The sequence below is a fragment of the Streptomyces sp. NPDC045846 genome (assembly GCF_056431605.1).
Window position 1 is genome coordinate 267224 of the sequence record NZ_JBWKKJ010000012.1, and the last position, 26407, is coordinate 293630.

Consider the following 26407-nt stretch of genomic DNA (forward strand, 5'->3'; position numbering starts at 1 on the left):
CTTGGGGAATTCTGGGCCCGCGGCGGCACGAAAGCGCCGCGGGCCCGGCCGGCTCAGCCGGTCAGGACTTGGCGGGCGCGTCCTTGAGCGCCGCCGAGAGCAGGGGCGTGACCTGCTCGATCTGCCAGCGCCTGGCCCCGTGGGCGGCGAGGGCCTCGGCCACGGCGGCCTCGGAGCGGTCGCCCGGCGGCTCCCAGCAGACCCGGCGCACGGTGTCCGGGGTGATCAGGTTCTCCTGCGGCATGTTCAGCCGCTCGGCGAGTTCCGAGACCGCCGCGCGGGCCGCCGAGAGCCGGGCCGCGGCGGCCGGGTCCTTGTCGGCCCAGGAGCGCGGCGGCGGCGGGCCCTGCAACGGCTGGCCGGGCTGCGGCAGTTCCGCCTCCGACAGGGCCCTGGCCCGCTCGACGGCCGCCTGCCACTGCTCCAGCTGACGCCGCCCCATCCGGTGCCCGAAGCCGGGCAGCGCGGTCAGCGCGTTCACGTGGGCGGGCAGTGCGAGCGAGGCCTCGATGATCGCGGAGTCGCTCAGCACCTTGCCCGGCGAGACGTCGCGCCGCTGGGCCACCTTGTCGCGGGCGGTCCACAGCTCGCGCACCGCGGCCATCTGACGGCGCCTGCGCACCTTGTGCATGCCGGAGGTGCGGCGCCAGGGGTCCTTGCGGGGCGGCGCGGGCGGCGCGGAGGCGATCGCGTCGAACTCCTCGTGGGCCCACTCCAGCTTGCCCTGCCGGTCGAGCTCCTTCTCCAGCGCGTCTCGCAGGTCGACCAGGAGCTCCACGTCGAGCGCCGCGTACCGCAGCCAGGGCTCGGGGAGCGGCCGGGTCGACCAGTCGACCGCCGAGTGCCCCTTCTCCAGGGCGTACCCGAGCACGCTCTCCACCATCGCGCCGAGGCCCACGCGCGGGAAGCCCGCGAGCCGCCCGGCGAGCTCGGTGTCGAAGATCCGGGAGGGGACCATGCCTATTTCACGCAGGCACGGGAGGTCCTGGGTGGCGGCGTGCAGGATCCACTCGGTGTCCGAAAGTGCCTCCCCCAGGGCGGACAGATCCGGACAGCCGACGGGGTCGATGAGCGCGGAGCCCGCGCCCTCCCGGCGGATCTGCACGAGATAGGCGCGCTGTCCGTAGCGGTAGCCGGACGCGCGCTCGGCGTCCACGGCGACGGGGCCGGTGCCGGCCGCGAAGGCGGCGACCACTTCGGCCAGCGCGTCATCGGTCGCTACGACAGGGGGAATGCCCTCTCGGGGCTCCAGCAAGGGAATCGGCGCCTTGTCGACGTCGTCCGGGGGAGCGCCCCCGGTGGTTCGCAGTGCTGTCTCTGCTGCGGTCTTATGGGCGTCGGTCACCTGTCAAGGGTATCTGTGTATGCACGGCGCCCGTCGACGGAACGTTCCGTCGACGGGCGCGCGAGGGTCGTAATCCAGTCAGTGGATGATTCCGGTACGCAGCGCGACGGCCACCATGCCGGCGCGGTCACCCGTGCCGAGCTTGCGTGCGATCCGGGCGAGGTGGGACTTCACGGTCAGGGCGGACAGGCCCATGGAGACGCCGATCGCCTTGTTGGACTGGCCTTCCGCGACCAGCCGGAGCACCTCGACCTCTCGGCCGGAGAGCTCGCGGTAGCCGCCCGGGTGGCTCGGGGCACCCGGGGGGCGGCGGTGCATACGGGCGGCCGCGGCGCCGATGGGGGCGGCGCCGGGGCGGCCGGGGTGGCCGATGTTGGTGCGGGTACCGGTGACGACGTAGCCCTTCACGCCGCCCGCGAGGGCGTTGCGCACGGCACCGATGTCGTCGGCCGCGGACAGGGCCAGGCCGTTGGGCCAGCCCGCGGCTCGGGTCTCGGACAGCAGGGTCAGCCCGGAACCGTCGGGCAGGTGGACGTCGGCAACGCAGATGTCGCGCGGGTTGCCGACGCGGGGACGGGCCTCCGCGATGGACGACGCCTCGATGACGTCACGTACTCCGAGCGCCCACAGGTGCCGGGTGACGGTGGAGCGGACTCGGGGGTCGGCAACGACGACCATGGCCGTCGGCTTGTTCGGGCGGTAGGCGACCAGGCTTGCGGGCTGCTCAAGAAGAACGGACACCAGGCCTCCTGGAAAGGTGCGGGACGTAGCCGGCTCGGGGATGAAGCCGGGGCGAACCGTGCAGTTAGGGTCACAAACCTCTTCGGCACCAAACCCCTCCGCCTTTAGAGAATGATCACGATTTGGTGAGAAACATTTAGGGCAATTCGGACAGATGCTCGATCGTCGAGCGGCCGCCGGGGCGCGCGGGCCCGCGCAGGGGCCCGTGACAACGCCGCGCGCCCCGCCGACGGCAGGGCGCGCGGGACGCGAAAGGTGAGGTCAGCGAGGGTCGCGGCGCTGCGGCAGGGTCACCACGCCGCTACCCGCCTCGGTGGGACCCGACACCGGGGGCAGGCCCGCGATCTGGCACAGCAGATCGCACCAGGCCGACAGGTGGCCCGCCGTGTCCGGCACCCCGCCCAGGCCCTCGCGCGGCGTCCAGGACGCCCGGATCTCGATCTGGGTGGCGGGCAGCCGCTCCGCGAGCCCCCCGAAGTAGTGCGAACCGGCCCGCGTGACCGTGCCGCTCGCCTCCCCGTAGGACAGGCCCCGGGCGTCCAGGGCGCCGGTCAGCCACGACCAGCAGACCTCGGGCAGCAGCGGGTCGGCCGCCATCTCCGGCTCCAGTTCGGCCCGTACGAGCGTGACCAGGCGGAAGGTGCCCTGCCAGGCGTCGTGGCCCGCCGGGTCGTGCAGTAGGACGAGCCGGCCGTCGGCCAGGTCCTCCTCGCCCTCGACGACCGCCGCTTCCACGGCGTAGGCGTGCGGCGCGAGACGCTGGGGCGGACGCGTTTCGTCCACTTCGATCTCGGGGCGCAGTCGCGCCGTCCGCAGTGCGTCGACGGCCTGACGGAAGGGGATCGGAACGGTGGTCCCGTCCGCGGCTTCCCTGCCGTCAGCGCCATCCGAAGTTCGTCCCTGAGCGGCAGCCATGCGGGGAAGACTAGGCGGAACGGCCGCTCGGCGCCGGTAGGGACACCCGGCCCGGGGCAGTGGCTTGCGGGCACATGCGAAGATTCTGGTCGTGAGCGCCAACGACCGCCCTGTGGGCCAGCCGAACAGCAAGACGCACGACTCCGCGTTCCTCAAGGCGTGCAGGCGGGAAGCCGTCCCGCACACGCCGGTCTGGTTCATGCGCCAGGCGGGGCGCTCGCTCCCCGAGTACCTGAAGGTGCGCGAGGGCATCCCCATGCTGGAGTCCTGCATGCGGCCCGAACTGGTCACCGAGATCACGCTCCAGCCGGTGCGCCGGCACAAGGTCGACGCGGCCATCTACTTCAGCGACATCGTGGTCCCGCTCAAGGCCATCGGCGTCGACCTGGACATCAAGCCGGGCGTCGGACCCGTCGTCGCCGAGCCGATCCGGACCCGGGCGGACCTCGCGCGGCTGCGCGACCTGACCCCCGAGGACGTCCACTATGTCACCGAGGCGATCGGCATGCTGACCGGCGAGCTCGGCGCCACGCCGCTCATCGGCTTCGCTGGCGCCCCGTTCACGCTGGCCAGCTACCTCGTGGAGGGCGGCCCGTCCCGCAACCACGAGAACACCAAGGCCATGATGTACGGCGACCCCGAGCTCTGGGCCGACCTGCTCGACCGCCTCGCCGACATCACCGCCGCCTTCCTCAAGGTGCAGATCGAGGCGGGCGCCTCCGCGGTGCAGCTCTTCGACTCCTGGGTCGGCGCGCTCGCCCCCGCCGACTACCGCCGCTCGATCCTGCTCGCCTCCGCGAAGGTCTTCGACGCGGTCGCCTCCTACGGCGTCCCCCGCATCCACTTCGGCGTCGGCACGGGCGAACTGCTCGGCCTCATGGGCGAGGCCGGCGCGGACGTCGTCGGCGTCGACTGGCGCGTCCCGCTGGACGAGGCGGCCCGCCGCGTCGGCCCCGGCAAGGCGCTCCAGGGCAACCTCGACCCGGCGGTCCTGTTCGCCCCGACCGCGGCCGTCGAGGCCAAGACCCGCGAGGTCCTGGACGCGGCCGCCGGCCTGGAGGGCCACGTCTTCAACCTCGGCCACGGGGTGCTGCCGTCGATGGACCCGGACGCGCTGACCCGCCTCGTCGCGTACGTCCACGAGCAGACCGCCCGCTAGCGGCGGCTATCCGGCGGCGCGCACGGCCGACACCGCCTTGCGCGCCGCCACCAGGACCGGGTCCCACACCGGTGAGAACGGCGGGGCGTACCCGAGGTCCAGGGCGGTGAGCTGATCCACCGTCATCCCCGCGGTCAGGGCGACCGCCGCCACGTCGATCCGCTTCGCCGCGCCCGCGCCGCCCACGATCTGCACGCCGAGCAGCCGCCCCGTGCGCCGCTCGGCCAGCATCTTCACCGTCATCAGGGCCGCGCCCGGGTAGTACCCGGCGGTGTGGGTGGACTCGATGGTCGCCGTGACGTACTGGAGGCCCTCCGCGCGGGCCTCCTCCTCGGTGAGCCCCGTGCGCGCGATCTCGGTGTCGCAGACCTTGGTGACGGCCGTGCCCACGACACCGGGGAACGTGGCGTAGCCCCCGCCCACGTTGGAGCCGATGACCTGGCCCTGCTTGTTGGCGTGGGTGCCGAGCGCGATGTGGCGGTGGCGGCCCGAGATCAGGTCGAGCACCTCGACGCAGTCGCCGCCCGCCCAGATGTCCTCGTGTCCGCGCACCCGCATCGAGGTGTCCGTGCACAGCCCGCCCGTCTCGCCGAGCGGCAGCCCGGCCGCGCGGGCCAACTCCGTACGGGGCGCGACGCCCAGGCCGAGCACCACCACGTCGGCCGCGTACTCGGCGGAGTCCGTCGCCACCGCCCGCACCCGGCCCGACTCCGCCGTGTGCACCTTGGTGACCTCGGCGCCCGTGACCACCCGGATCCCGGAGCGCTCCATCGCCTCGGTGACGCGCCGGCCCATGTCCGGGTCGAGCGAGTGCATCGGCTCGGCGCCGCGCGTCAGCAGCGTCACCTCGAACCCGCGCCCGGTCAGCGCCTCCGCCATCTCGACGCCGATGTAGCCGCCGCCCACCACCACCGCGCGCCGGCTCCCGGCCGCCTCCAGGCTGTCGAGCAGGGCCCGCCCGTCGTCGATGGTGTGCACCCCGTGCACCCCCGGGGCGTCGATCCCCGCCAGCGCGAGCCGCACCGGGCGCGCCCCGGTGGCCAGGACCAGCTTGTCGTACGAGGTCCACTCCTCGGCGCCGGTCGCCAGGTCACGGGCCCGCACCCGGCGCCCCGCCACGTCGAGCTCCGTCACCTCGGTGCGCATGCGCAGATCGATGCCGCGGGCCCGGTGCTCCTCGGGCGTGCGGGCGATCAGGTCCTCGTGGGCCGGTACGTCGCCGCCCACCCAGTACGGGATGCCGCACGCGGAGTAGGAGGTGAAGTCCGAGCGCTCGAAGGCGACGATCTCCAGCTCCTCGGGGCCCTTCAGCCTGCGCGCCTGCGACGCCGCGGACATGCCCGCCGCGTCACCGCCGATGACCACCAGTCGCTCCGCCGCCATGGGGGTTGCCTCCGTCGTGGGTTGCTCCGGATCCGCCTTCTCCTGGTGAAGATACGTACCGGGGGAGCGGGGAATTCCCCTCCCGGCCCATGACGTCCTCGCCGTTGGTCCCGCCGCCCCTCCAACGCGCCCTCCGCATGCGGTCGTTGAGGACCCGGCCCGGGCGTGCCGGGACTCGTTTCCGCTCGTCGGGGGCGGTCTGAGACAGTGGAGGCATGGACAACGCCGTCAGCCGCACCCCGCACATCGTCGTCGTCGGAGGCGGTATCTCCGGACTCGCCGCGGCCCACCGGCTGCTGGGCGCCGGCGCCCGGGTGACCGTGCTGGAGGCGAGCACGGTGCTCGGCGGCAAGCTGCTGAGCGGTGAGATCGAGGGCGCGCCCGTCGACCTCGGCGCCGAGTCGATGCTGGCCCGCCGCCCCGAGGGCGTGGAGCTGGCCCGCGCGGTCGGCCTCGGCGACCGGATCCAGCAGCCCGCCGCCGCGTCCGCCGCCATCTGGACCAGAGGCGCCCTGCGGCCGATGCCCAAGGGCCATGTGATGGGCGTCCCCGCGCAGCCCGGCACCCTGCACGACATCCTGTCCGCCGAGGGCCTGGCCCGCGTCGCGCAGGACCGCGAGCTTCCCTCCACCGAGGTCGGCGAGGACATCGGGGTCGGTGAGTTCGTCGCCAAACGGGTCGGCCGCGAGGTCGTCGACCGCCTGGTGGAGCCGCTGCTCGGCGGCGTGTACGCGGGCGACGCCTACCGGATCTCCCTGCGGGCCGCCGTTCCCCAGCTCTTCGAGGCCGCCCGCACCCACGGCTCGCTCCTCGACGGCGTCCAGGACATCCAGGCCAGGGCCGCCGCCCGGCAGCAGACCGGGTCGGTGTTCGCGGGCCTCGACGGCGGCATCGGCACCCTGCCCGGCGCGGTCGCCGACGCGGTGCGCGCCCAGGGCGGCGAGATCCGCACCGAGACTCCCGTGCTCGACCTGAGCCGCACCGCGCGGGGCTGGCGGATCCGTACCGACACCGAACTCCTCGACGCCGACGGCGTGATCCTGTCCACCCCCGCGTGGTCCGCCTCCGCGCTGCTCGCCGCCGAGTCGCCGGTCGCGGCCGCCGAGCTCGCCGAGATCGAGTACGCCTCGATGGCGCTGGTCACCCTCGCCTTCCGGCGCGCCGACCTGGCCGGTCTCGAGGAGCGGTCCGGGTTCCTGGTGCCGCCGGTGGACGGCCGCACCATCAAGGCCTCGACGTTCTCCTCGTACAAGTGGAAGTGGGTCGCCGACCGCGGCTCGGACCTGTTCGTGCTGCGGACCTCGATCGGGCGCTACGGCGAGGAGGAGCACCTGGAGTGGGACGACGCCGACCTCGTGGACGTGTCGCTCGGTGACCTCGGCGAGGCCGTCGGCCTGTCCGCCCGGCCCGTCGCGACCGAGGTGACCCGCTGGATCGGCGGGCTCCCGCAGTACCCGGTGGGCCATCTGGGCCGGGTCGCGCGCATCCGCGCCGAAGTCGCCAAGCTGCCCGGACTGCGGGTCTGCGGCGCCGTCTACGAGGGCGTCGGCATCCCCGCGTGCATCGCGAGCGCGCACCGGGCGGCGGACGAGATCATCGCCACGTCGACCCTGGCGCAGAACACCCAGAGGGACGCGGGACAATAGCCACATGAGTGCTGCTCCGGAAAAGATTCCCAACGCGGGGAAGAAGGCGAAGGACCTCAACGAGGTCATCCGCTACACCCTGTGGTCTGTCTTCAAGCTGCGCGACGTCCTGCCCGAGGACCGCACCGGCTACGCCGCTGAGGTCCAGGAGCTGTTCGACCAGCTCGCCGCCAAGGACATCACCGTCCGCGGCACCTACGACCTGTCGGGTCTGCGTGCCGACGCGGACATCATGATCTGGTGGCACGCGGAGACCTCCGACGAGCTCCAGAGCGCCTACAACCTGTTCCGCCGCACCAAGCTGGGCCGCGCGCTCGAACCGGTGTGGTCGAACATGGCGCTGCACCGGCCCGCCGAGTTCAACAAGTCGCACATCCCGGCGTTCCTCGCCGACGAGAACGCCCGCGACTACGTGTCGGTGTACCCGTTCGTGCGCTCCTACGACTGGTACCTGCTGCCCGACGAGGACCGCCGCCGGATGCTCGCCGACCACGGCAAGATGGCCCGTGGCTTCCCGGACGTGCGGGCCAACACGGTCGCCTCGTTCTCGCTCGGCGACTACGAGTGGCTGCTCGCCTTCGAGGCCGACGAACTGCACCGCATCGTCGACCTGATGCGCCACCTGCGCGCCTCCGAGGCCCGCATGCACGTGCGGGAAGAGGTGCCGTTCTACACCGGCCGGCGCAAGAGCGTCGCCGACCTCGTCGACGGCCTCGCCTGACCAACAGGCCCTGAAAGACCAGGTGACCGGGGTCCGCGCCACGCGAGCGGAACCCGGTCACCCCTGACCCGGAAGATCAGAGAGCGGGCAACACATGCCCCGGCCTGCCGGCTGCCCGCTCGTCCAGCGACACCGGGTTCGGCTCCCGGTGCGGCGCGCACGCAGCGCGCCGCACCGGCGTCCGGCCGTTGAGCAGGTAGTCCTCCACATAGCCGTTGACGCAGGCGTTCGCGCCGCCCGCGATGCCGTGCGTACCGGCGTCCTTCTCCGTGACCAGGACGGAGCCCGGCAGCCGCCGCTGGAGTTCCAGCGCGCCGGGGTACGGCGTCGCCGCGTCCCGCTCGGCCGCCAGGATCAGCGTGGGCGGCAGTGCCCCCTCCCTGGCCCCCACGTCCACCGGCTTCTGCTGCGGAGCGGGCCAGTAGGCGCACGGCAGGTTCATCCACGCGTTGTCCCACGTCTCGAACGGCGCGATCCGCGCGAGCCTGGTGTTGTCGCGGTCCCACGTCCTGAAGTCCCGCGGCCACGCCGCGTCGTTGCACTCCACGGCCGTGTAGACGGCGTTGCCGTTCTCGTCGTCTCGCGCCGACTCCGGCCTGGGCGCGGCCTGTTGGACCAGCGGCCGCGGATTGCCCTTGAGGTACTCCGACAGCGCGGTGGCCCGGCTCGCCCAGTAGTCGTCGTAGTACCCGGCCTTGAGGATCGCGGCCTGCAACTGGCCGGGGCCCACGGTGCCGCCGGCCGGTTCGCGGGTCAGCCCCGCCCGCACCTTCTCGTAGCTCTCCAGCACCTCCTGCGCCGTGTCGCCGAGGTGGTAGACCGCGTCGTGCTTGGCGACCCAGGCGCGGAAGTCCGCCCAGCGGCTCTCGAAGGCCCGTGACTGGTCGAGGTTGTTGCGGTACCAGATCTGCTCCGGGTCCGGGTCGACCGCCGAGTCGAAGACCATCCTGCGGATGTGCGAGGGGAAGAGCGTCGCGTACACCGCGCCGAAGTAGGTGCCGTACGAGGCGCCCATGAAGGTCAGCTTCCGCTCGCCCAGCGCCGCCCGCAGCACGTCCAGGTCCCGCGCGTTGTTGATGCTGGTGTAGAACCGCAGCGCCGCGCCCGCGTTGCGCGCACAGCCCTGGGCGTACGCCTGGGCCTGCGCGATCCGCTCCTTCTTGTACGACTCGGAGGGGTACGAGGGCGACGCGGTGGGGGCCTTGGCGAAGTCGCCGGGGTCCTGGCAGGACAGCGGGGCCGAGCGGGCCACCCCGCGCGGGGCGTAGCCGACGAGGTCGTAGGCCCCGGCGATCCGCTTCCAGTCGGCGAGTTGGGCGACCATCGGGAAGTACATGCTGGAGGCGCCGGGCCCGCCCGGGTTGAACACCAGGGCGCCCTGCCGCTCGGCGGGCTTGCCCCCGGCCTTGAGGCGGCTGACGGTGAGGGCGATCTGACGGCCCGTCGGGTGGGCGTAGTCGAGCGGGACCTTGACGGTGCCGCACTGGACGGAGGCGGGCAGCGCCTCCACGTCCGGGCAGCGGCCGAAGGCGATCGGGGTGGCGGCCGCGCGCTGGGCGGCGGCGGCCACGCCCTGGGCCTCGGCGGTGAGCGGGTCGGCGCCGCCCGCGGGGGCGGCGACGAGGGCGGAAAGAACGAGGGAACCCAGGGTCCCGTACAGCGCTACAGCTCTCATCGCCGGTCCATCCCTTTCGTGCTGCGGTACTACGGAAGTACATACAGATCAAAAGGGGATACTTCGGCAGGAGTGAAGTAAAGCAGCGGGGCCGCGCCGGGTGCGGTCATTGACCCCGATGCGCGAAGCGGCCGCTCGTCAGGGCGCTGCGCAGCTGGGGGTCGTCCACCGCCCGCAGGCCGCGCACGGCGACCGCGGTGAGCGGATCGCCCGCCGGGTCGAGCCCGCCGAGCAGCCGTTGGCCGTCGGGCGAGGCCCAGCGGGTGTACGGATGGATCTCCACCCGGGCGATGACGAGGCAGCCGAGCGTGAGGACGAGGGGGAGCGCGAACCAGGCGGCGATCTCGCCCCGCCCGGTGTCCCCTTCGCCCGGCATGAGGAGCGCGGCGAGGGCCAGCGCGGTGATCAGCGCGGTGGCCGACCGCACCGCGTGGAGGGAGGCGCTCACCCCGGACCGCACGGTGTGGGGGACGGCGAGCCCGGCTCCGGCGAGCCGGTCGGCGAGCGAGCGCACCGCGTCGGCGGCCGCCGTGCCGGAGCGTATGGCCGCTATCCGCTCCTGGCCGCCGGGGCCGATCGCGGTCAGGACGGACCGCTCCAGGTCGTCGCGGCCCTCGGGGTCGACGACGGTGGCCCAGCCGGTGTGCGCGAGCAGCAGCCTGCGGGCGCGGTGCATGGAGACCAGGGTGAGGTCGGCGACCCGGTAGGGGCCGCCGGCCAGGAACGCGGCCTCGTAGCAGGACAGGCCCTGCTCCCCGTCCGGGCGCGGTTGCGGGCGCGCCGCGGCGACGGCGGCGAGGCAGAGGCGGCCACAGGACAACCCGGCCGCGACTATCGCGGGCAGAAGGAAGAGGACCCAGAACATGGCCGAGTTGTATGCGAAGTTGACGCTTCGCCGCCACAGTCTGTCCACAATTTGGACCTCGGGCTATCGCTTCGTTACGGAGTGTGGGAGGCGGGTTCGGGCGAGGCCTCGTCCTTCGGCCGGGACACGGGCGGGGGCAGCGGGAACGACGGCGAGGCGTCGTCGGACGGCGCGGGCGTCAGGGGCGCCGGGCTCCTCGGGGTGGCCCCGGGGGTGGGCGGCGGGGGCCCGGTGGGGCTCGCGGTCGCGGTCGCCGCGCCGCCTTGGGCGAGCGCGTCGAAGTCCACCAGGCCCGTCGCCTCCAGCATTGTCATGTGGTCGAGGACGGTGGTGTTCGCGTCGTCGGCCAGTCCGCGGACCAGTGAGTTCCGGGTGGTCGCGCGGACTTGGGCGACCAGCGCGAACACCTTGCCGTGGGCGGCGCGCAGGAGGTTGGCGAAGTCCCGTTCGTAGGCGGTGCCGGTGTCCGCCGTGAGCCGGCGCAGCCACCCCTGCTGCTGGGCGTTGGGCTGGTCGGGCAGCTCCATGCCGAGCTCGGCCGCGACCTCGCGGACCCGGGCGTCGAGGAAGGCGTGCCCGTCGACGAGGTGCTGCCCCGCCGCCTTGATCGAGGAGCTGGGCGCCCGCTCGATGGCCTGCCGGCCCGCGGGTCCCTCCCAGAGCCCGGCCAGCCGCACCCGGACCACGAAGTCCCGGTCGGCCGCGGACAGCGGGCCCCAACGGGTCGCCACCGTGCCCGCGTTGAGATCGGCCAGCGGGGTGCCGGAGCGGTCGGCGTACGACCAGACGGGGAAGAGCAGCGCGAGCAGCGTCGCCGCGAGGGCGACGAGGACGAGCCCGGTACCGGACGACAAGCGACGCATGGGTGCCTCCTGGTGCGGTGCCGCACGGTAGTGCGGGTGCCGCCGATCCGGGAGGCCGTTTCGTGAAATGGGTGGCCGGGTGGTGTGGGGGTCGTCACGTGGTGCGCAACCGTCGGTCAACTCCCGTGCGCACACGGTACGTTGACCGGTTCGGCGGCATCGTTTCAGGCGGCCCGGGTCAGGGTGCGCAGGAGGCGGGCCGTGCGGCCGGGCGGCCTGGCCCCGGCCCGCTCCTTCCACCAGCGGGCCAGCGCGCGGCGGGTGTCCGCGTCGGCGGGCGGCCGGTCGTCGAGCACGAACCGCGCGAAGTCGAGGGCGTCCTGGCGGTAGCCGCCCCGCAGCGGCCGCGATCCGGCGTACGCGGCGAAGGCGTCCCGGTAGCCCTCGCCCAGGATCCGCGGAAGTTCCGGGGCCACCCTGGCCACCACATCGGCACGCTTGGCCGCGAGCGCGCGGGCCTGGACCCGCAGCCGCCGCCCGTCGAAGCCCGCCGGGGCGGGCGTCCCGGCGGTCAGCGCGGAGAGCAGCGCGGTCTCGGCGAGGGCGAGGCGCTCGCGCGACCGGTCGTTGGCGGGGGGAGGCGAGGCGGGGGGCCGGCCCTTCGGCTCGGCGAGGCGCGGAGTCGGCGGCTTCGCCGTGCCCAGGGTGGCCCGGATCGCGTCGAGTTCGCCCGCCAGCTCGGACGCGGGCGGAAACGCCTCGTCCCGCTCCAGGAGCACCCCGGGCGCGGAGACCCGCGAGGCCAGTCCGGCCAGGATGTCGAGGACCGGGCGGGGCACGGGGTGGGCGTGCGTGTCGTGCCACACCCCGTCCCGCTCGACGCCGCCCGCGACGTGCACGTACGCGATGGCTTCCAGGGGCAGCTCGTCGAGGACCTTCGCGGGGTCCTCGCCGCGGTTGACGTGGTTGGTGTGGAGGTTGGCCACGTCGATGAGCAGCCCGACCCCGGTCCGCTCGACGAGCTCCGACAAGAACTGACCCTCCGTCAACTCCTCGTCCGGCCAGCCGATCAGGGCCGCGATGTTCTCCAGGGCGAGCGGCACCGGCAGCGCGTCCTGCGCGATGCGGACGTTCTCGCACAGCACACGCAGGGCGTCCCGGGTGCGGGGCACCGGGAGCAGGTGGCCCGCCTCCAGGCGCGGCGAGGCGGTCAGCGCCCCGCCCGCGCGCACGAACGCGATGTGCTCGGTGACGAGCGGGGCGCCGAGCGCCTCGGCCCGCGCCGCGAGGTCGGCGAGGCGGCCGGGGCCCGGCCGGTCCGAGCCGCCGAGGCCGAGCGAGACCCCGTGCGGCACGACGGTGACGCCGCGCTCGCGCAGCCGTACCAGCGCCTCGGGAAGGTGCCCCGGGCAGAGGTTCTCCGCGACCGCCTCGACCCAGTCGATGCCGGGGAGCTCTTCCACGGCCCGAGCGATCTCAGGCCGCCAGCCGATGCCGATGCCGATGCCCACATGCTTCATGGACAGGTCATGGCCCGCGGCCCCGGCGCCGAATCCCGCGCGGGGCACGTTCAGAGCTCGATTTGAGGTTGCCGGTCCCGCGGTCAGCTGGGGGTGGCGAGCGCGTCGAAGTCCACCAGGCCCGTCGCCTCCAGCATCGTCATGTGGTCGAGGACGGTGGTGTTCGCGTCGTCGGCCAGTCCGCGGACCAGTGAGTTCCGGGTGGTCGCGCGGACTTGGGCGACCAGCGCGAACACCTTGCCGTGGGCGGCGCGCAGGAGGTTGGCGAAGTCCCGCTCGTAGGCGATGCCGGTGTCCGCCGTGAGCCGGCGCAGCCAGCCCTGCTGCTGGGGGCTGGGCTGGCTGGGCAGCTCGATGCCGAGCTTCCCGGCGACGTCACGGTCGTGCTGGTCCAGGGCGGCGTGGCCCATGACGAGATGGTCCCCGGCCGCCTTGATCGCCACGCTGGGCGCCCGCTGCTGGGCCTGTAGCCCGGCCGCACCCTCCCAGAGCCCGGCGAGCCGCACCTTGGTGACGAAGTCCCGGTCCGTCGCGGACAGCGGGCCCCACGGGGTGGGCGTGGAGGCGGCGTTGAGAGTGGCCTGCGGCGTGCCCGCCCGGTCGGCGTACGACCAGACGGGAAAGGCGAGCGCGCCGAGCGTGGCCACGAGCACCGCGATGAGCAGGCCCGTGCCGTTGACACGGCGCAGGGCGGAACGGCTGGAGCGGACTATTCCACGCGACAAGATGCCTCCCGGGTCGGCCGGTTGAGAGCGTGATCGCTACTCGGCGGTATCGGAAGGTACGTAAGAGACGGGTGGTGCGTTCAGCGGCTTCGACCGGCTCCACCCCGTCGGCCGGCCCGGCGACGTCTTCCGGGCCCCGTACGACCGGAGCGTCGAAGCGCTCTTCGAGGCGCACACGCCGGTGAGCAGCTGATGCGGGGCACACCGGACACGCTCGGCGAGCTGCCGAGCGGGCACGGCCGGGAGCTGCTCGCGCGTCCGAAGAGCTCTGCGGACCACCGATGCAGTCCGCCGCGGCTGGGCTCCGCACGCGCCGACCAGGCTCTACGTGGTGACCGGCGACGAGCGGGCCGTCGCCCACAACACCACCGGATGCCAGAAGGCGCTGCGGGCGAGCGGTGTGGACGTGCCGGTCGTCGATCTCGGGCCGGTCGACCGCCACGGGTCCCGCCGTCCGGGATCCGGCGTCGCGGCCACGACACGCACCGCGCGCCGGTTCGCCGGGCTCCGTGAACGGCGAGCCCGCCGCGGCTCATCCCGTGCGCAGCGCCGGGTGGTCCGCGACCACCGTGCACGAACCGGGGGCGATCTCGGTGAAGCCCGCGTCGCGGACCACCGGGAGCCCGCTGAGCGTCAGTTCACGCCACGCTGCCGGGTCCGCGGTGCGTACCGACAGGGCGAAGTCCGCCTCGTGCCAGGCCTCGCGGTCCGCGTCCGACAGCTCCCACCAGGCGAGTTGGGCGCCGTGGCCCGCCTGCGCCATGGCCTTGCCCGCGGACATGTCGAGGTCCGGGTTGAGCCAGAGAACCGGCGCCAGCGGATCGGGCACGCCCGGATCGGCCGGGTCGTCCAACTCGGTTCCCGACACCTGGAGCTTGGCCAGCTCCTTGGGCCAGCCGTCCAGCGGCACCGGCGGGAAGACGCGGACCTCCGCGGCCTTCCCCGTCACCGTGATGCCGGGGAGCGCGGACGCCTTGCGCCATTCGGCGCCGCGGGCCCGCCGCACCACCTTGCGGATCCGCGCGTCCTGCCAGGCGCGCACCACCGCGGCCCACTCGCCCTCGCCCCGCGACCGCTCGTCGGCGAGCATCACGAGCACCGCCCGGGCCGCCGTCTCCAAGGCGTCGGTACGCGCCGGGGGTTCGGCCTTCTCGATGTGCACGACGAGCGGCAGCACGAACTGCCGCTCCTCGTCGCGCGGGGACTCGTCGTGAAAAGGGCTGTCGGAAAGGGCGTCCTGGGTGCTCACGCCCCCAGTCTGCCAGCCGCCGAATCGGTGATTCTTGGCGGAACGAATCGTTCCGGGACAGGATGCGCCCATGAAGAGCGACCTTTTTGCCATCGAGAACATGGCCCAGCCGGCGACCGCCGCCGGAATGACGCTGGAGAACGCCAAGTCGATCAAGTACGCCGTCAACGGCGAGATGCTCGCGCGCCAGGGAGCGATGATCGCCTACCGCGGCACCCTCCAGTTCGAGCGGCGGGGCCAGGGCATCGGCGGCATGCTCAAGCGCGCGGTGACCGGCGAGGGGCTGCCCCTGATGGCGGTCAGCGGCCAGGGCGAGGCCTGGTTCGCGCACGAGGCGCAGAACTGCTTCATCGTCGACATCGAGCAGGGCGACGCCCTCACCATCAACGGCCGCAACGTGCTGTGCTTCGACGCCACGCTCAGCTACGAGATCAAGACGGTCAAGGGCTCCGGCATCGCCGGCGGCGGCCTGTTCAACAGCGTGTTCACCGGCTACGGCCGCCTCGGCCTGGTCTGCGAGGGCAACCCGCTGGTCATCCCGGTCTCCCCGCAGCTGCCGGTGTACGTCGACACCGACGCGGTGGTCGGCTGGAGCGCGCACCTCCAGACCTCCCTGCACCGCTCGCAGTCCATCGGCTCGATGCTGCGCGGCGGCTCCGGCGAGGCCGTCCAGCTGATGCTCCAGGGCGAGGGCTACGTCATAGTCCGCCCGAGCGAGGCGACGCCGCAGAAGGCGCAGCAGCACTGAGCACCGCACGCGCCCTGCGGGGGGTGGGCCGCCGGTACTCCATCGGCGGCCCCTGGGTCCTGCGCGGCATCGACCTGGACCTGGCCGAGGGCACCCTGGTCCGGGTCGAGGGCCTCAACGGCACCGGAAAATCAACCCTGTTGAGGCTCCTCGCCGGTATCGACGCACCGACCGAGGGCCGCGTCACCGGCCGCCCGCGCACCGCCTACGTCCCCGAACGATTCCCCGCGGCCCTGCCCTTCACGGCGGCCGGGTATCTGACGCACCTCGGCCGCATCCACGGCCTGCCGCGCCGGACGGCGAAGGAGCGCGCGGGCCGGTGGCTCGAACGGTTCGGCGCGGCCGACCACGCGGGCACCCCGCTCGCCGAACTCTCCAAGGGCACCAGCCAGAAGGTCGCCGTGGCCCAGGCCCTGCTCGCCGACCCCGGGCTCCTCGTCCTGGACGAGGCGTGGACCGGCCTGGACACCGGCGCCCGCGCCGAACTGGACCGCGCGGTGCACGAGCGGGTGGCGGCGGGCGCGACGGTCGTCTTCGTCGACCACGACCCGATCCGGCTCGCCGACCGTGAGGACGCGCGGTACGCGGTGACCGGCTCAGCCCTGAAGCCCGTGACCCCCGACCCGCGGCCTTCGCCGAGGACGGCACCGCTCCCCGGGTTCGTCCTCATCGACGTCACAGGAGCCGAGGGCGCCCCGCTTCCGCCCCAACTGCCCGGCTGCCCCGAGGAGTTGGCGGGTCCCGGCGGCTCCCGCACCCTCCGGGTGGCCGCCGCCCGGTCGGACGACCTGCTGCGCGCCCTGCTCGCCGCACGGCCGCCCTGGCACATCGAAGGAGTACGCGGCCAATGATCCCGCTGGTGCGCTACCAGAGCGCCCTGCTGCTGCGCTCCCAGCGCTGGCTGGGCCCGGTCCTCGTGTACGCCGCCTTCATGGGCATCGGCGTGCAGGTGGGCGAGCCGGTGCTCGACTCGATGGGGTACGCGGCCGCCGGACTGCTGCCGGTGGCGGCCTGGCTCGTGCGGATCTGCGTCACCCAGGAGCCGGACGCCGCCCGCGTCTGCGCGGCCGCGGCGACCGGCCCCGGGCGGGTCCACCTCTCGTCCCTGCTGACCGCGACGGGCTGCGCCGCCCTGCTCGGCCTCGCGGGCACGGCGTACGTCGCCGCGGTGAGCGACCCCGTGAGCGGTGACCACAAGGTCGCGGTGCCGCTGGGGTCTGCGACCCTGGCGGGGCTCGTGGCCGCCGGGGTCTGCGTGCTGACCGGCGCCGCGGTCGGCGCGCTGGGCAGCCGTCCGGTGCTGCACGCCAGGGGCTGGTCCCTCACGCTCACCGCGCTGGCCGCGCTGCTCGCCCTGGTCCTCGCGCCCTCACCCGCGCAGTGCGCCGTCCGCGCGCTCGTCGCGGGCTCGCGCACCGGCGCCGTCCACCCGGCGGTGCTGCCGCTGGCCGCGGCGGCCGTGCTCGCGGCGGCGGTCGCGGCCGGGGTCTGCGCCCTCAGCCCGCGACGCCGCTGAGCCCGCGCGAGAGCGCCGGGAGCGACCGGCCCCACCACCGCCGGGGCATCCGATTAGGCTCGACCGCATGGACGAGACGCACCCGCACGACGACACGGCCTACTGCGACGGCCGCCCCGCCAGGGAGGCCGCCGCTCCCGTCCCGGTGGACGGCCCCTTCGCCGAGTGCGTGCTGTGCCGCAGGCCCACCGAGTACCCGGAGTCCACCAAGGGCAGCACGCTCTGCCCGGTCTGCGAGTGGCAGGAGGCCCAGCGCACGGCCTGCTCGGGCTGACCGCCGCCCGTCCGTCAGTGCCGTGCGGCCCCGCGGATCAGGTCCGAGACCTTGACGAAGCGGTAGCCGCGCCTGCGCAGCTCCGGCACGATGCGCTGGAGCGCCGTGTCGGTGACCGGCGCCGCGCTGCGCGTGCAGTGCATGACGACCAGGGACCCCGGCTGGACCCCGGCCAGCACCTGCTCGGCCACCGCGTTCGCGTCCTTGGCGAAGGCGTCTCCGCTCACCACGTCCCACTGGACGGCGGTCATCCGCAGCGGGGCGAGCGCGCGCAGCACCTCGTCGTCGTAGCAGCCGCCGGGGAAGCGGAAGTACGGGACGGTGTTGCGCACTTGGGCCTTCTTGAACTGGGCCGTCGCCTTCTCGACGTCCGCCCGCATCGCGTCCTTCTCGACCACGGGCAGCCCGTAGCAGTCGGACTTGAACGCGTAGTGGCTGTAGGAGTGGTTGCCGACCTCGAAGTTGGGGTCGGCCCCGATGTCCCGCGCCTCGGCTGGGTACTCCTCGGCCCACCGCCCGGTCATGAACACGGTGGCCGGGACCTTCAGGCGTCGCAGATCGGCGATGAGCGCGGGGTTGTCGAAGCGCTCACCGCCCGTCGCGCGCGGCCCTTGGTCGGCCGTCATGTCGGCGTCGAAGGTGAGCGCCACGACCTTCTCGCCCTGCGGGTTCTTCGGCCCCCGCTCGAAGACCGGAGTGAGCCCGCCGGGGCCGGGGGCCAGGGTCGCGGGGGCTCCGGCGGAGGACGGCGCGCCCGCGCCCGCAGGCGCCGAGGAGGGTTTGGCCGCCGCGGGATGGGAGGCGGGGGCGGAGCCGCAGCCCGCGAGGGAGGCACCGAGCAGGGCAACCGCGAGCAGTTTTCGTACAGAAGTGGTCACTTTCGGAAAGTAACCGATCGTATGGACCGATTTGTGAGCGGCGCACGCGGCGGCGCGGAGATTCCGGCCAATGCCGCACAACCGGGTCCCAGAGCGGACCCCGGCGGCCCCGAGCCCAAGCTCCGCAGCGCGCCCGACGCGCCCCCGCGGACTACGCTCGTTGCATACGGAACATGCGCCCGCACGGCCCCTTCGCAGGCGGGGCGCGGTTCACGGCCCAGGGAGGCGACGTGGCCGGATCCCGTACAGCCGCGGGCTCGGCGGCACTCTGCTCGGCCGCCGCCGTGCTCTCGCTCGCGGGCGCGGCCACCGCGCACGCGGACGACATCGGCTCGCTCACCGCCGAGCAGATCTCCCAGCGCTCCCACGAGGCCCTGCTCGGCGCGCACTCGCTGCACGTGACGGCCAAGGGCGAGCTCGGCACGCCGGGCAGCTCGACCTCCTTCGACCTGACGCTCGACCGGTCCGGGAACTGCCGGGGCTCGGTGAGCCTCGGCCCGCAGGGATCGGTCGAGATCGTGAAGCGCGGCGGCGACATCTGGATGAAGCCGGACGCCGCGTTCTGGAAGAACGAGGTGCCCGGCGGCGGCAGCGCGCTGGCCTCGCTCGTCGGCGACCGGTACCTCAAGGGGACCACCAGCGATCCGGTGCTGCGGCAGACGACCGCGGTGTGCGACCTCGACACCTTCCAGAAGTACCTCGACACCTCCGCCGGGATGCCGGCCACCGGGCTCACCAAGGGCAGCCCGACCACGGTCGACGGCACCGCCGTCATCCCCGTCTCGGCCACCGAGCAGGGCCGCACCCGCACCCTCGACGTGGCGGCGAGCGGCAAGCCCTACCCGGTGCGGATCACCGTCGCCAAAGCCGGCGCGGCCCCCGACGCGACCGTCCGCTTCGACGGGTTCGACCGGCCGGTTCCGTCCGCCACCCCGCCCGCCGCGGACAGCGTCGACATCTCGGGGCTGCTGAGCCGCTCGGCGTGAACGGCTCCCGGGTCAGCCCTCCGCGAGCAGGCGCCGCCTGCACTCCGCCACGTCGAAGTCGCCCGGCGGGTACGCCGGATCGAGCGCTTCCAGATGCTCCAGGAGCAGCTTGCTGACCGCCCAGTTGCGGTACCACTTGCGGTCGGCGGGCACGAGGTACCAGGGGGCGGCGGCGGTGGAGCACCGCTCCAGGGCGATCTCGTACGCCTTCTGGTACGCGGGCCACAGTGCCCGCTCGTCGATGTCCCCGGGGCTGAACTTCCAGTGCTTGTCCGGGTTGTCGAGGCGCGCCAGCAGACGGCGGCGCTGCTGCTCGTAACCGATGTGCAGGAACACCTTCACGACGCTCACTCCGTCGTCCACCAGGGACCGCTCGAAGTGGTTGATCTCCTCGTAGCGGCGGGCGAGTTGGGGGCGCGGGACCAGTGCGCGGACGCGGGCGATCAGGACGTCCTCGTAGTGCGAGCGGTCGAAGATGCCGATCTCGCCGGGCAGCGGCAGGGCCTGGGCGACGCGCCACAGGAAGGGGTGGGCCAGCTCCTCGCGGGTCGGCGCCTTGAACGCCTTGATGCGGCAGCCGGAGGGGTTGAACAGGCCGATCACGTGCTTGACGGTGCCGCCCTTGCCGCTGGTGTCCATGCCCTGGAGCACCAGCAGGATCCGCCGCCTGTCGCCCGCCGTGCTCGCCGCGTACAGACGCTCCTGGAGAGTGGCGAGCCGTTCACCCATCCGGGCCATTTCCCCGAGGCCCGCGGCCTTGTCCCGCGGCCCCGCGGGCAGGGCGTCGCCGGCGTACGAGGCGAGGTCGGGACGTTTGCCCTCGGGGATGCGCAGCAGCTCGCGGAGGTCCTGCCCGGGCGCCTTCTTCCTGCCCTTCCCGGCCACTGCGCACCCCTTCCGGCCGCCGGTACGTTCCCTCGATCGTGCGATGGAACGGCGCCCGGCGCTACCGCTGGCGCGAGCCTCAGGCGAGCTCGGCGGTGAGCGTGATGGTGGTCCCCGAAAGGGCCTGGCTCACCGGGCAGTTCTTCTTGGCGTCCTCGGCGGCGGCCTGGAAGCCCTCCTCGTCCAGGCCCGGGACCTCGCCGCGCACGGTGAGGTGGATGCCGGTGATGCCCTCGCCGGGCTGGAAGGTCACGTCGGCCTTGGTCTCCAGGCGGGTGGGCGGGGTGCCCGCGCCGGTCAGGCCGTGCGAGAGGGCCATCGAGAAGCAGCTGGAGTGGGCGCCCGCGATGAGCTCCTCCGGGCTGGTCTTGCCGTTGGCCTGCTCGGCGCGGGACGGCCAGGAGACCGCCTGGGACGCGATGCCCGAGGAGTCGAACGTGACGGTGCCGGAGCCCTTGATGAGCTCGCCTTCCCAGACCGTGTGCGCCGTGCGCGTGGTGGCCATGGTGATTCCCTTCTGTGGCCGAGGGAGCCACGGACGGATGCAGCTTCGGCCCCCTCGGCCCCAAACCTACTGCGCGACAAGGTCCTTCGCGTCGCGGGCGAGCGCGGTCAGCCGGGAGATCGCCCGGAAGTACTTCTTGCGGTAGCCGCCGTTCAGCATCTCGTCACTGAACAGCCGGTCGAAGGGCAGGCCCGAGGCGAGCACCGGCACCTCGCGGTCGTAGAGGCGGTCGGCGAGCACCACCAGCCGCAGCGCGGTCGACTGGTCGGGCACCGGCCGCACATCGGTCAGACAGACCGCGCGCACCCCGTCCGTCAGCGCCCCGTACCGGCTGGGGTGGACGCGCGAGAGGTGGTCGAGCAGCTGCGGGAAGTCGTCGAGGGCCGCGCCCTCGGTGGCGTACGCGGCCCGGGTGACCTGCTCCTCGGAGAACGGGGCCGGGGCCTCGGGCAGACCCCGGTGGCGGTAGTCCTCGCCGTCGATCCTGAGCGGCCGGAAGTGCGCCGAGAGCCCCTGGATCTCGCGCAGGAAGTCGGCGGCCGCGAACCGGCCCTCGCCGAGCTTGCCGGGCAGCGTGTTGGAGGTGGCCGCGAGCGCCACGCCCTGCTCGACCAGCTTGCCGAGCAGCGAGGACACGAGCACGGTGTCGCCCGGGTCGTCCAGCTCGAACTCGTCGATGCAGAGCAGCCGGTGGCCGCTCAGGGTCTGCACGGTCTGCTGGAATCCGAGCGCGCCGACCAGGTTCGTCAGCTCGACGAAGGTGCCGAAGGCCTTGAGCGCGGGCTCGGCCGGGGTGGCGTGCCACAGCGAGGCGAGCAGGTGGGTCTTGCCGACGCCGTACCCGCCGTCCAGGTACACCCCGCGCGGCCCGGTGGCGGCCGCCGGCTTCTTCGCGAACCACCGACGCTTCGCGCCCACGGCGTGCGCCCCGCCGAGGCCCGCCGCGAACGAGGAGAGGACGGTGACCGCCTCGGCCTGGCTGGGCTGGTTCGGGTCCGGCACGTACGTCTCGAAGCGGACCGAGTCGAACCGCGGCGGCGGCACCATCTCGGCGACCAGACGGTCGGCGGGGACATGCGGCGCGCGGGCGCAGAGCGACACCGGGGCCGCTTGGGTTATGGGGCTGGTCGACACAGTTCCTAACTGTAAGGGCCGTGCCAGACTGCACGGCATGCGACAACTGTTCCCTGTGACCGACCAGACACCGGATGCCGCAGGCGCCGTGAACGCCGACAGGGTCCCCGCGCCCGACGCTCCCGCCGCCGACGCGCAGTGGTCGCTCGACCGGCTGGCCGAGGCCTACGCCTATCCGCGTACGGACGGCCCCTGGCTGCGGGCCAACATGGTGTCGTCGCTCGACGGCGCGGGCCAGCACGACGGCCGCTCGCAGCCGCTGTCCTCGGAGACCGACATGCGGATCTTCGGCACCCTGCGGGCGCTGGCGGACGCGGTCGTGGTGGGTGCGGAAACGGTACGCCTGGAGGGGTACCGGCCGGCCAGGGCGCGGGCCGAGTTCGCCGAGCGCCGCAAGGCGGCCGGGCAGGGCCCGGTCCCGGTGATCGCCGTCGTGAGCGCCAGCCTGGACTTCGACTTCTCGCTGCCCCTGTTCACCTCGCCGCTCGTGCCCACCCTGATCCTCACCGGCGCGGCCGCCGACCCCGACCGGGTTCGGGAGGCGGAGCGGGCGGGCGCGGAGGTGGTCGTCGCGGGCGACGGCCCCGGCGTCGAGCCCGAGTGGGCCCTGCGGGCGCTGGCCGACCGCGGCCTGGTGCGGCTGCTGACCGAGGGCGGCCCGCGGCTGCTGGGCCAGTTCGTGGCGGCCGAGGTCCTGGACGAACTGTGCCTGACGGTGTCGCCGACCCTGACCGCGGGCGACGCGCAGCGCATCGCCGGAGGGCCCGCCGTGCGGATCCCCCAGCGGTTCGCGCCGACGTCCGTACTGGAGGACGACGGCTTCCTGTTCACCCGCTACCGTCGGATCTGACAATCAGCGGAATTTGCCGTTCCGGTTAGCTCACGCTGGGCACACTTACTCACGCAGACCCCGTGCGGGCACGGGGAAGGATGGTTTCCGCAGGGGCCGTACCCGCCACTTCGAGGTGGCGGCGGCCATGGAGAGAACAGAAGGGCGCCTGTGGTGTTCACGAGCGTATTGATGATCGAGAAGCCCCTGACCTCCGTCGACGTGGAATTCGTCACCACCCTGCACGGGGACGAGCCGGTTTCCTTCGTCGTGCTCATGCAGCCCAGGGGCGACCAGGACCGGCTGCTGCGCGCGATCGACGACGTGGCGCTCGGTGAACTCGACGAAGCCGTCCACGAGGGCGACGAGCCCGAGGGCCCGGCCGCCCACGGCCCCGCCGAACTGGCCCTCCAGCACTCCGTGCAGTCGCTGCGGGACGCCGGCAGCAAGGCGGTGGGACACCTCGTCGACGACCACCCCCTCGACAAGCTCAAGGGCGTCGTCGACGAGGTGGGGGCCGACGAGGTCATCGTGCTCACCGCCCCGCACTACGTCGAGGAGTTCTTCCACCGGGACTGGGCCTCGCGCGCCCGCCACAAGGTGGGCGTCCCCGTCCTGAAGCTCTTCGCCCACAGCGAGTAGCCCCGCCCCGTCGTCCGGAGCCGTGTCGCGGCCGGAGCCCCCGCAGGAATTAGGGTGGGGGCTCCTTCTGTACGTCGCACCCGGGGAGAGAACCGCATGGCATCCGCCATTCCCACCGCCATGGAACGGCCGCACTTCATCGGCATCGGCGGTGCCGGCATGTCGGGCATCGCGAAGATCCTGGCCCAGCGCGGGGCCGAGGTCGCGGGCAGCGACGCGAAGGAGTCCGCCACCGCCGAGGCGCTGCGCGCGCTCGGCGCCACCGTGCACATCGGCCACGCGGCCGGCCACCTCGCCGACGACGCCACCTGCGTGGTCGTCTCCAGCGCGATCCGCGCCGACAACCCCGAGCTGGCCCGGGCCGCCGAGCTGTCCGTGCCCGTCGTGCACCGCTCGGACGCGCTCGCCTCGCTGATGAACGGCCTGCGCGCGATCGCCGTGGCGGGCACCCACGGCAAGACGACCACCACCTCGATGCTGGCCGTCGCCCTGACCGAGCTTGGCCTTGACCCCTCGTACGCGATCGGCGGCGACCTCGAAGGCCCCGGCACCAACGCCCGCCACGGCGAGGGCGACATCTTCGTCGCCGAGGCCGACGAGAGCGACCGCAGCTTCCAGAAGTACGACCCCGAGGTCGCCATCGTCCTCAACGTCGAGCTGGACCACCACGCCAACTACGCCTCGATGGACGAGATCTACGACTCCTTCGAGACCTTCGTCGGCAAGGTCAGGCCCGGTGGCACCCTGGTGATCGCCGCCGACCAGCCGGGCGCGGTCGAGCTCACCCGGCGGGTCCGCGACCTCTCCTCGCTCAACGTCGTCACGTACGGAGAGTCGGAGACGGCGGACGCACGCGTCCACAAGGTCACCCCGCGCGGCCTCACCTCCGAGGTGACCGTTCTCCTGAACGGCAAGTTCCTGACCTTCACGGTCTCGGTCCCCGGCCGCCACTACGCCCACAACGCGGTGGCCGCGCTCGCCGCCGGCGTCGCGCTCGGCATCCCCGCGCACAACCTGGCCTCGGCCCTCGGCAAGTACACCGGCGTCAAGCGCCGCCTCCAGCTCAAGGGCGAGGCCAAGGGCGTCCAGGTCATCGACTCCTACGCGCACCACCCCACCGAGATGACCGCCGACCTGGAGGCCATGCGGGGAGCGGCCGCGGACTCCCGCCTCCTGGTGGTCTTCCAGCCGCACCTGTTCTCCCGCACCCAGGAGCTCGGCAAGGAGATGGGCGAGGCCCTGGCGCTCGCCGACCTCTCCGTCGTCCTCGACATCTACCCGGCCCGCGAGGACCCGGTCCCCGGGGTCACCAGCGCCCTGATCATCGACGCCGCCAAGGCCGCGGGCGCCACGGTGACCGCCGTGCACGACCAGTCCTCCGTCCCGGACGTCATCGCGGGAATGGCAGCCCCCGGCGATCTCGTTCTCACCATGGGCGCGGGCGACGTGACGGACCTCGGCCCGGCCATCCTGGCCCGCCTGTCGAACTGATCCGACCGAGGAGCACCCCATGTCGTACGACGTCGAGAAGCCGGACGAGCAGTGGCGCGCGGAGCTGACCCCCGCCGAGTACCAGGTGCTGCGCCAGGCCGGCACGGAGCCCGCCTTCGTCGGTGAGTACACCGACACCAAGACGGAGGGCGTCTACTCCTGCCGCGCCTGCGGCGCCGAGCTCTTCACCTCCGGCGAGAAGTTCGAGTCACACTGCGGCTGGCCGAGCTTCTTCGACCCGAAGGACAGCGAAGCCGTCGAACTCATCGAGGACCGCACCCACGGCATGGTCCGCACCGAGGTCCGCTGCGCCCGCTGCGGCTCGCACCTGGGCCACGTCTTCGAGGGCGAGGGCTACCCGACCCCGACGGACCAGCGCTACTGCATCAACAGCATCTCGCTGCGGCTGAACGAGAAGTAGGACCGAGCACCCGAGGGGGCCGGGACGGACAGACGTCCGTCCCGGCCCCCTGGCGGTTCAGTACCTGTCCCGGACCGCAAGAGCCTTCCGGGGGCCGCGAGGCCCGGCGGTAACGCCGGTCGCGGGGGAGGGGCAGCGCCTAGGCGTGTTCGTGGAGGCGGACCTCGGGGAGCGCGGCGCCGGGTTCCGCGGGCACGGCGAGGGCCGCGGCCCAGGTGCCGGGTATCGCGAGGTCCGTCACGGCCCAGGACGCGGGGGTCCCGGGCACCCCGGTGGCCACGACGGCCGGGCCGGGGCGCCCGGGAAGGGTCTCCACTTGGGAGAGGTCGGTCGTGATCCCGACCCCGACGGCCTTGAGCACGGCTTCCTTACGGGTCCAGCAGCGCAGGAAGGCCCGGGTGCGGGCATCCCCCTCGACGCCGAGCACGACCTCGCGCTCCGACGCGGTCAGCGCCGTCGGCGCGAGCTCCTCGATCGGGAACTCCCGTACGACCTCGACGTCCACCCCCACCGGCACGCGGGCCACGGCGAGCATGCCGCAGCCCTCGGTGTGCGAAATGCTGATCCACCACGGGGACTGGGGGTGCAGCACGGCGGGCGGTCCGTGCAGTGGATCACCGCACCCCGGGCACGGCCTGCGACCGAGGCCTATCTCGGCGGGCGGTACGTCGAGCAGCTCCGAGAGGATCCGCCGGCTCGCCGCGCGCCCCGCGACGAAGCCCGCCGCCGCCCCCGCGTGCACGAACCGGGCGGCGCGGTCCCGCTCGTCCTTGCTGAGCAGGGTCAGGTCGGCGGGGTCTACGGGGCCGTCGCCCGCGCGCCACCACCAGGCGTGTGCGACGGCGGTGTCGGATTCGAGGATCAAGGTCACGGAGGAACGCTACAGCCCCTGGACGGCGTGGTGTTGACGCTCGAGTTGACGCGGCCTGTGCGGGCCCGTAAGCTCCTTCGAGTTGCCACGGAGCCGGAACGGTTCTGCGGCAACCGTCCGCCGCAGATTCTGCGGCACCCAACTCAGCACGATCTCCCGCCCGGGATGAATTTCGGCATGCCGAATTCCATTTCCGGCCGGACCGGAAGACTCGATTATGAATCGGCCGGGGAAATCCGCTAGAGTTCGGGACGTCGGAACGGCCCAACAGCCGGGAAGACAAACCCCAATTCGACGGGGAATCGGACACGAAAGAGTCTGATAGAGTAGGAACACGAAATACCGAAGGGAAGCGCCCGGAGGAAAGCCCGAGAGGGTGAGTACAAAGGAAGCGTCCGTTCCTTGAGAACTCAACAGCGTGCCAAAAGTCAACGCCAGATTGACAACCCCGTCCACTTCGGTGGATCGAGGTTCCTTTGA

The 26407-nt window shown here is 73.1% G+C and carries 27 protein-coding genes; 12 read left to right on the plus strand and 15 right to left on the minus strand.

The genetic code is table 11. The features are described 5' to 3' along the window. Positions 1-61: 61 nt before the first annotated feature. From AC07F3_RS31540 to AC07F3_RS31550, 3 genes are all read right to left on the minus strand, one after another. Positions 62-1345 carry an HRDC domain-containing protein gene (locus AC07F3_RS31540; RefSeq protein ID WP_479117819.1) on the minus strand — a complete coding sequence of 428 codons (1284 nt, stop codon included), beginning with the start codon at positions 1343-1345 and terminating at the stop codon, positions 62-64. 78 nt (positions 1346-1423) lie between these two features. Further along, positions 1424-2086 carry a helix-turn-helix transcriptional regulator gene (locus tag AC07F3_RS31545; protein WP_114039865.1) on the minus strand — a complete coding sequence of 221 codons (663 nt, stop codon included), beginning with the start codon at positions 2084-2086 and terminating at the stop codon, positions 1424-1426. A gap of 261 nt (positions 2087-2347) precedes the next feature. After that, complete coding sequence (locus AC07F3_RS31550; RefSeq protein WP_479117820.1) at positions 2348-3001, minus strand: DUF3000 domain-containing protein; 654 nt, start codon at positions 2999-3001, stop codon at positions 2348-2350. 91 nt (positions 3002-3092) lie between these two features. Between AC07F3_RS31550 and hemE the strand changes: the two genes are divergently transcribed. Then, positions 3093-4160: a uroporphyrinogen decarboxylase gene (gene hemE, locus AC07F3_RS31555; protein ID WP_479117821.1), complete on the plus strand. Its 1068-nt coding sequence runs from the start codon at positions 3093-3095 to the stop codon at positions 4158-4160. 6 nt (positions 4161-4166) lie between these two features. Here hemE and AC07F3_RS31560 read toward each other — a convergent pair whose 3' ends face one another. Next, complete coding sequence (locus AC07F3_RS31560) at positions 4167-5543, minus strand: FAD-dependent oxidoreductase (protein ID WP_479117822.1); 1377 nt, start codon at positions 5541-5543, stop codon at positions 4167-4169. Between the two features lie 215 nt (positions 5544-5758). On the opposite strand from AC07F3_RS31560, the gene hemG reads away from it, so the two are divergent. Both hemG and hemQ read left to right on the plus strand, forming a co-directional pair. Then, entirely contained in the window at positions 5759-7189 is a 1431-nt protein-coding gene (gene hemG / locus AC07F3_RS31565; RefSeq protein ID WP_479117823.1) for a protoporphyrinogen oxidase, read from the plus strand. 4 nt (positions 7190-7193) lie between these two features. Beyond that, a complete protein-coding gene (gene hemQ / locus AC07F3_RS31570; protein ID WP_479117824.1) occupies positions 7194-7910 on the plus strand; it encodes a hydrogen peroxide-dependent heme synthase in 717 nt (238 codons plus the stop codon). Between the two features lie 76 nt (positions 7911-7986). On the opposite strand, the gene AC07F3_RS31575 is transcribed toward hemQ, so the two are convergent. From AC07F3_RS31575 to AC07F3_RS31600, 6 genes are all read right to left on the minus strand, one after another. Beyond that, positions 7987-9585, minus strand: a complete 1599-nt coding sequence (locus tag AC07F3_RS31575; RefSeq protein WP_479117825.1) for an alpha/beta hydrolase — start codon at positions 9583-9585, stop codon at positions 7987-7989. A gap of 106 nt (positions 9586-9691) precedes the next feature. Then, positions 9692-10450, minus strand: a complete 759-nt coding sequence (locus AC07F3_RS31580; protein ID WP_479117826.1) for a TIGR04222 domain-containing membrane protein — start codon at positions 10448-10450, stop codon at positions 9692-9694. Between the two features lie 74 nt (positions 10451-10524). Then, positions 10525-11313: a DUF4142 domain-containing protein gene (locus AC07F3_RS31585; protein WP_479117827.1), complete on the minus strand. Its 789-nt coding sequence runs from the start codon at positions 11311-11313 to the stop codon at positions 10525-10527. Between the two features lie 164 nt (positions 11314-11477). Further along, positions 11478-12764 carry an MbnB/TglH/ChrH family RiPP precursor modification enzyme gene (locus AC07F3_RS31590; protein WP_479117851.1) on the minus strand — a complete coding sequence of 429 codons (1287 nt, stop codon included), beginning with the start codon at positions 12762-12764 and terminating at the stop codon, positions 11478-11480. A 92-nt stretch (positions 12765-12856) separates the two neighbouring features. Next, positions 12857-13462, minus strand: coding sequence for a DUF4142 domain-containing protein (locus AC07F3_RS31595; RefSeq protein WP_479117852.1), 606 nt, complete (start codon positions 13460-13462; stop codon positions 12857-12859). Between the two features lie 568 nt (positions 13463-14030). Further along, positions 14031-14747, minus strand: coding sequence for a peptidyl-tRNA hydrolase (locus tag AC07F3_RS31600; RefSeq protein ID WP_479117828.1), 717 nt, complete (start codon positions 14745-14747; stop codon positions 14031-14033). A gap of 70 nt (positions 14748-14817) precedes the next feature. On the opposite strand from AC07F3_RS31600, the gene AC07F3_RS31605 reads away from it, so the two are divergent. The 4 genes from AC07F3_RS31605 (at position 14818) to AC07F3_RS31620 (ending at position 17285) form a co-directional block, all read left to right on the plus strand. Further along, positions 14818-15495, plus strand: coding sequence for an AIM24 family protein (locus AC07F3_RS31605; RefSeq protein ID WP_479117829.1), 678 nt, complete (start codon positions 14818-14820; stop codon positions 15493-15495). Between the two features lie 14 nt (positions 15496-15509). Next, positions 15510-16346, plus strand: coding sequence for an ATP-binding cassette domain-containing protein (locus tag AC07F3_RS31610; protein ID WP_479117853.1), 837 nt, complete (start codon positions 15510-15512; stop codon positions 16344-16346). Further along, positions 16343-17011 (plus strand): ABC transporter, encoded by a 669-nt coding sequence (locus AC07F3_RS31615; protein WP_479117830.1) that lies wholly within the window; start codon positions 16343-16345, stop codon positions 17009-17011. Before AC07F3_RS31610 ends, AC07F3_RS31615 begins: the two co-directional genes overlap by 4 nt. 67 nt (positions 17012-17078) lie before the next feature. Then, positions 17079-17285 (plus strand): hypothetical protein, encoded by a 207-nt coding sequence (locus AC07F3_RS31620; protein WP_479117831.1) that lies wholly within the window; start codon positions 17079-17081, stop codon positions 17283-17285. 14 nt (positions 17286-17299) lie between these two features. On the opposite strand, the gene AC07F3_RS31625 is transcribed toward AC07F3_RS31620, so the two are convergent. Then, a complete protein-coding gene (locus AC07F3_RS31625) occupies positions 17300-18163 on the minus strand; it encodes a polysaccharide deacetylase family protein (protein WP_479117832.1) in 864 nt (287 codons plus the stop codon). 230 nt (positions 18164-18393) lie between these two features. Between AC07F3_RS31625 and AC07F3_RS31630 the strand changes: the two genes are divergently transcribed. After that, on the plus strand, positions 18394-19149 hold the full coding sequence (locus tag AC07F3_RS31630; RefSeq protein ID WP_479117833.1) for a hypothetical protein: 756 nt from the start codon (positions 18394-18396) through the stop codon (positions 19147-19149). 12 nt (positions 19150-19161) lie between these two features. Here AC07F3_RS31630 and AC07F3_RS31635 read toward each other — a convergent pair whose 3' ends face one another. The 3 genes from AC07F3_RS31635 to zapE form a co-directional block, all read right to left on the minus strand. Continuing rightward, positions 19162-20034, minus strand: coding sequence for a PPK2 family polyphosphate kinase (locus tag AC07F3_RS31635; RefSeq protein WP_479117834.1), 873 nt, complete (start codon positions 20032-20034; stop codon positions 19162-19164). Positions 20035-20113: 79 nt separating this feature from the next. Then, positions 20114-20539 (minus strand): OsmC family protein, encoded by a 426-nt coding sequence (locus AC07F3_RS31640; protein WP_189965666.1) that lies wholly within the window; start codon positions 20537-20539, stop codon positions 20114-20116. A gap of 66 nt (positions 20540-20605) precedes the next feature. Next, positions 20606-21712: a cell division protein ZapE gene (zapE, locus tag AC07F3_RS31645; RefSeq protein WP_479117835.1), complete on the minus strand. Its 1107-nt coding sequence runs from the start codon at positions 21710-21712 to the stop codon at positions 20606-20608. Between zapE and AC07F3_RS31650 the strand changes: the two genes are divergently transcribed. From AC07F3_RS31650 to msrB, 4 genes are all read left to right on the plus strand, one after another. Continuing rightward, positions 21711-22523 carry a pyrimidine reductase family protein gene (locus tag AC07F3_RS31650; RefSeq protein ID WP_479117836.1) on the plus strand — a complete coding sequence of 271 codons (813 nt, stop codon included), beginning with the start codon at positions 21711-21713 and terminating at the stop codon, positions 22521-22523. The genes zapE and AC07F3_RS31650 overlap by 2 nt on opposite strands. Positions 22524-22676: 153 nt before the next feature. Then, positions 22677-23144, plus strand: coding sequence for an indole-3-glycerol phosphate synthase (locus AC07F3_RS31655; RefSeq protein WP_479117854.1), 468 nt, complete (start codon positions 22677-22679; stop codon positions 23142-23144). Positions 23145-23240: 96 nt separating this feature from the next. Continuing rightward, positions 23241-24635: a UDP-N-acetylmuramate--L-alanine ligase gene (gene murC / locus AC07F3_RS31660; protein ID WP_479117837.1), complete on the plus strand. Its 1395-nt coding sequence runs from the start codon at positions 23241-23243 to the stop codon at positions 24633-24635. 19 nt (positions 24636-24654) lie between these two features. Then, positions 24655-25056, plus strand: coding sequence for a peptide-methionine (R)-S-oxide reductase MsrB (gene msrB, locus AC07F3_RS31665; RefSeq protein WP_479117838.1), 402 nt, complete (start codon positions 24655-24657; stop codon positions 25054-25056). Positions 25057-25195: 139 nt separating this feature from the next. Here the strand turns inward: msrB and AC07F3_RS31670 are convergent, their stop codons facing one another. Further along, positions 25196-25927: a 4'-phosphopantetheinyl transferase family protein gene (locus AC07F3_RS31670; protein ID WP_479117839.1), complete on the minus strand. Its 732-nt coding sequence runs from the start codon at positions 25925-25927 to the stop codon at positions 25196-25198. Between the last annotated feature and the right edge of the window lie 480 nt (positions 25928-26407).

Bases quoted from the DNA above. Each gene is read 5' to 3' on its own strand.
- AC07F3_RS31550 (WP_479117820.1), bottom strand. From the start codon at position 3,001: ATGGCTGCCGCTCAGGGACGAACTTCGGATGGCGCTGACGGCAGGGAA.
- AC07F3_RS31560 (WP_479117822.1), bottom strand. From the start codon at position 5,543: ATGGCGGCGGAGCGACTGGTGGTCATCGGCGGTGACGCGGCGGGCATG.
- hemG (WP_479117823.1), top strand. From the start codon at position 5,759: ATGGACAACGCCGTCAGCCGCACCCCGCACATCGTCGTCGTCGGAGGC.
- hemQ (WP_479117824.1), top strand. From the start codon at position 7,194: ATGAGTGCTGCTCCGGAAAAGATTCCCAACGCGGGGAAGAAGGCGAAG.
- AC07F3_RS31575 (WP_479117825.1), bottom strand. From the start codon at position 9,585: ATGAGAGCTGTAGCGCTGTACGGGACCCTGGGTTCCCTCGTTCTTTCC.
- AC07F3_RS31580 (WP_479117826.1), bottom strand. From the start codon at position 10,450: ATGTTCTGGGTCCTCTTCCTTCTGCCCGCGATAGTCGCGGCCGGGTTG.
- AC07F3_RS31585 (WP_479117827.1), bottom strand. From the start codon at position 11,313: ATGCGTCGCTTGTCGTCCGGTACCGGGCTCGTCCTCGTCGCCCTCGCG.
- AC07F3_RS31605 (WP_479117829.1), top strand. From the start codon at position 14,818: ATGAAGAGCGACCTTTTTGCCATCGAGAACATGGCCCAGCCGGCGACC.
- AC07F3_RS31615 (WP_479117830.1), top strand. From the start codon at position 16,343: ATGATCCCGCTGGTGCGCTACCAGAGCGCCCTGCTGCTGCGCTCCCAG.
- AC07F3_RS31620 (WP_479117831.1), top strand. From the start codon at position 17,079: ATGGACGAGACGCACCCGCACGACGACACGGCCTACTGCGACGGCCGC.
- AC07F3_RS31640 (WP_189965666.1), bottom strand. From the start codon at position 20,539: ATGGCCACCACGCGCACGGCGCACACGGTCTGGGAAGGCGAGCTCATC.
- AC07F3_RS31650 (WP_479117836.1), top strand. From the start codon at position 21,711: ATGCGACAACTGTTCCCTGTGACCGACCAGACACCGGATGCCGCAGGC.
- zapE (WP_479117835.1), bottom strand. From the start codon at position 21,712: ATGCCGTGCAGTCTGGCACGGCCCTTACAGTTAGGAACTGTGTCGACC.
- murC (WP_479117837.1), top strand. From the start codon at position 23,241: ATGGCATCCGCCATTCCCACCGCCATGGAACGGCCGCACTTCATCGGC.
- msrB (WP_479117838.1), top strand. From the start codon at position 24,655: ATGTCGTACGACGTCGAGAAGCCGGACGAGCAGTGGCGCGCGGAGCTG.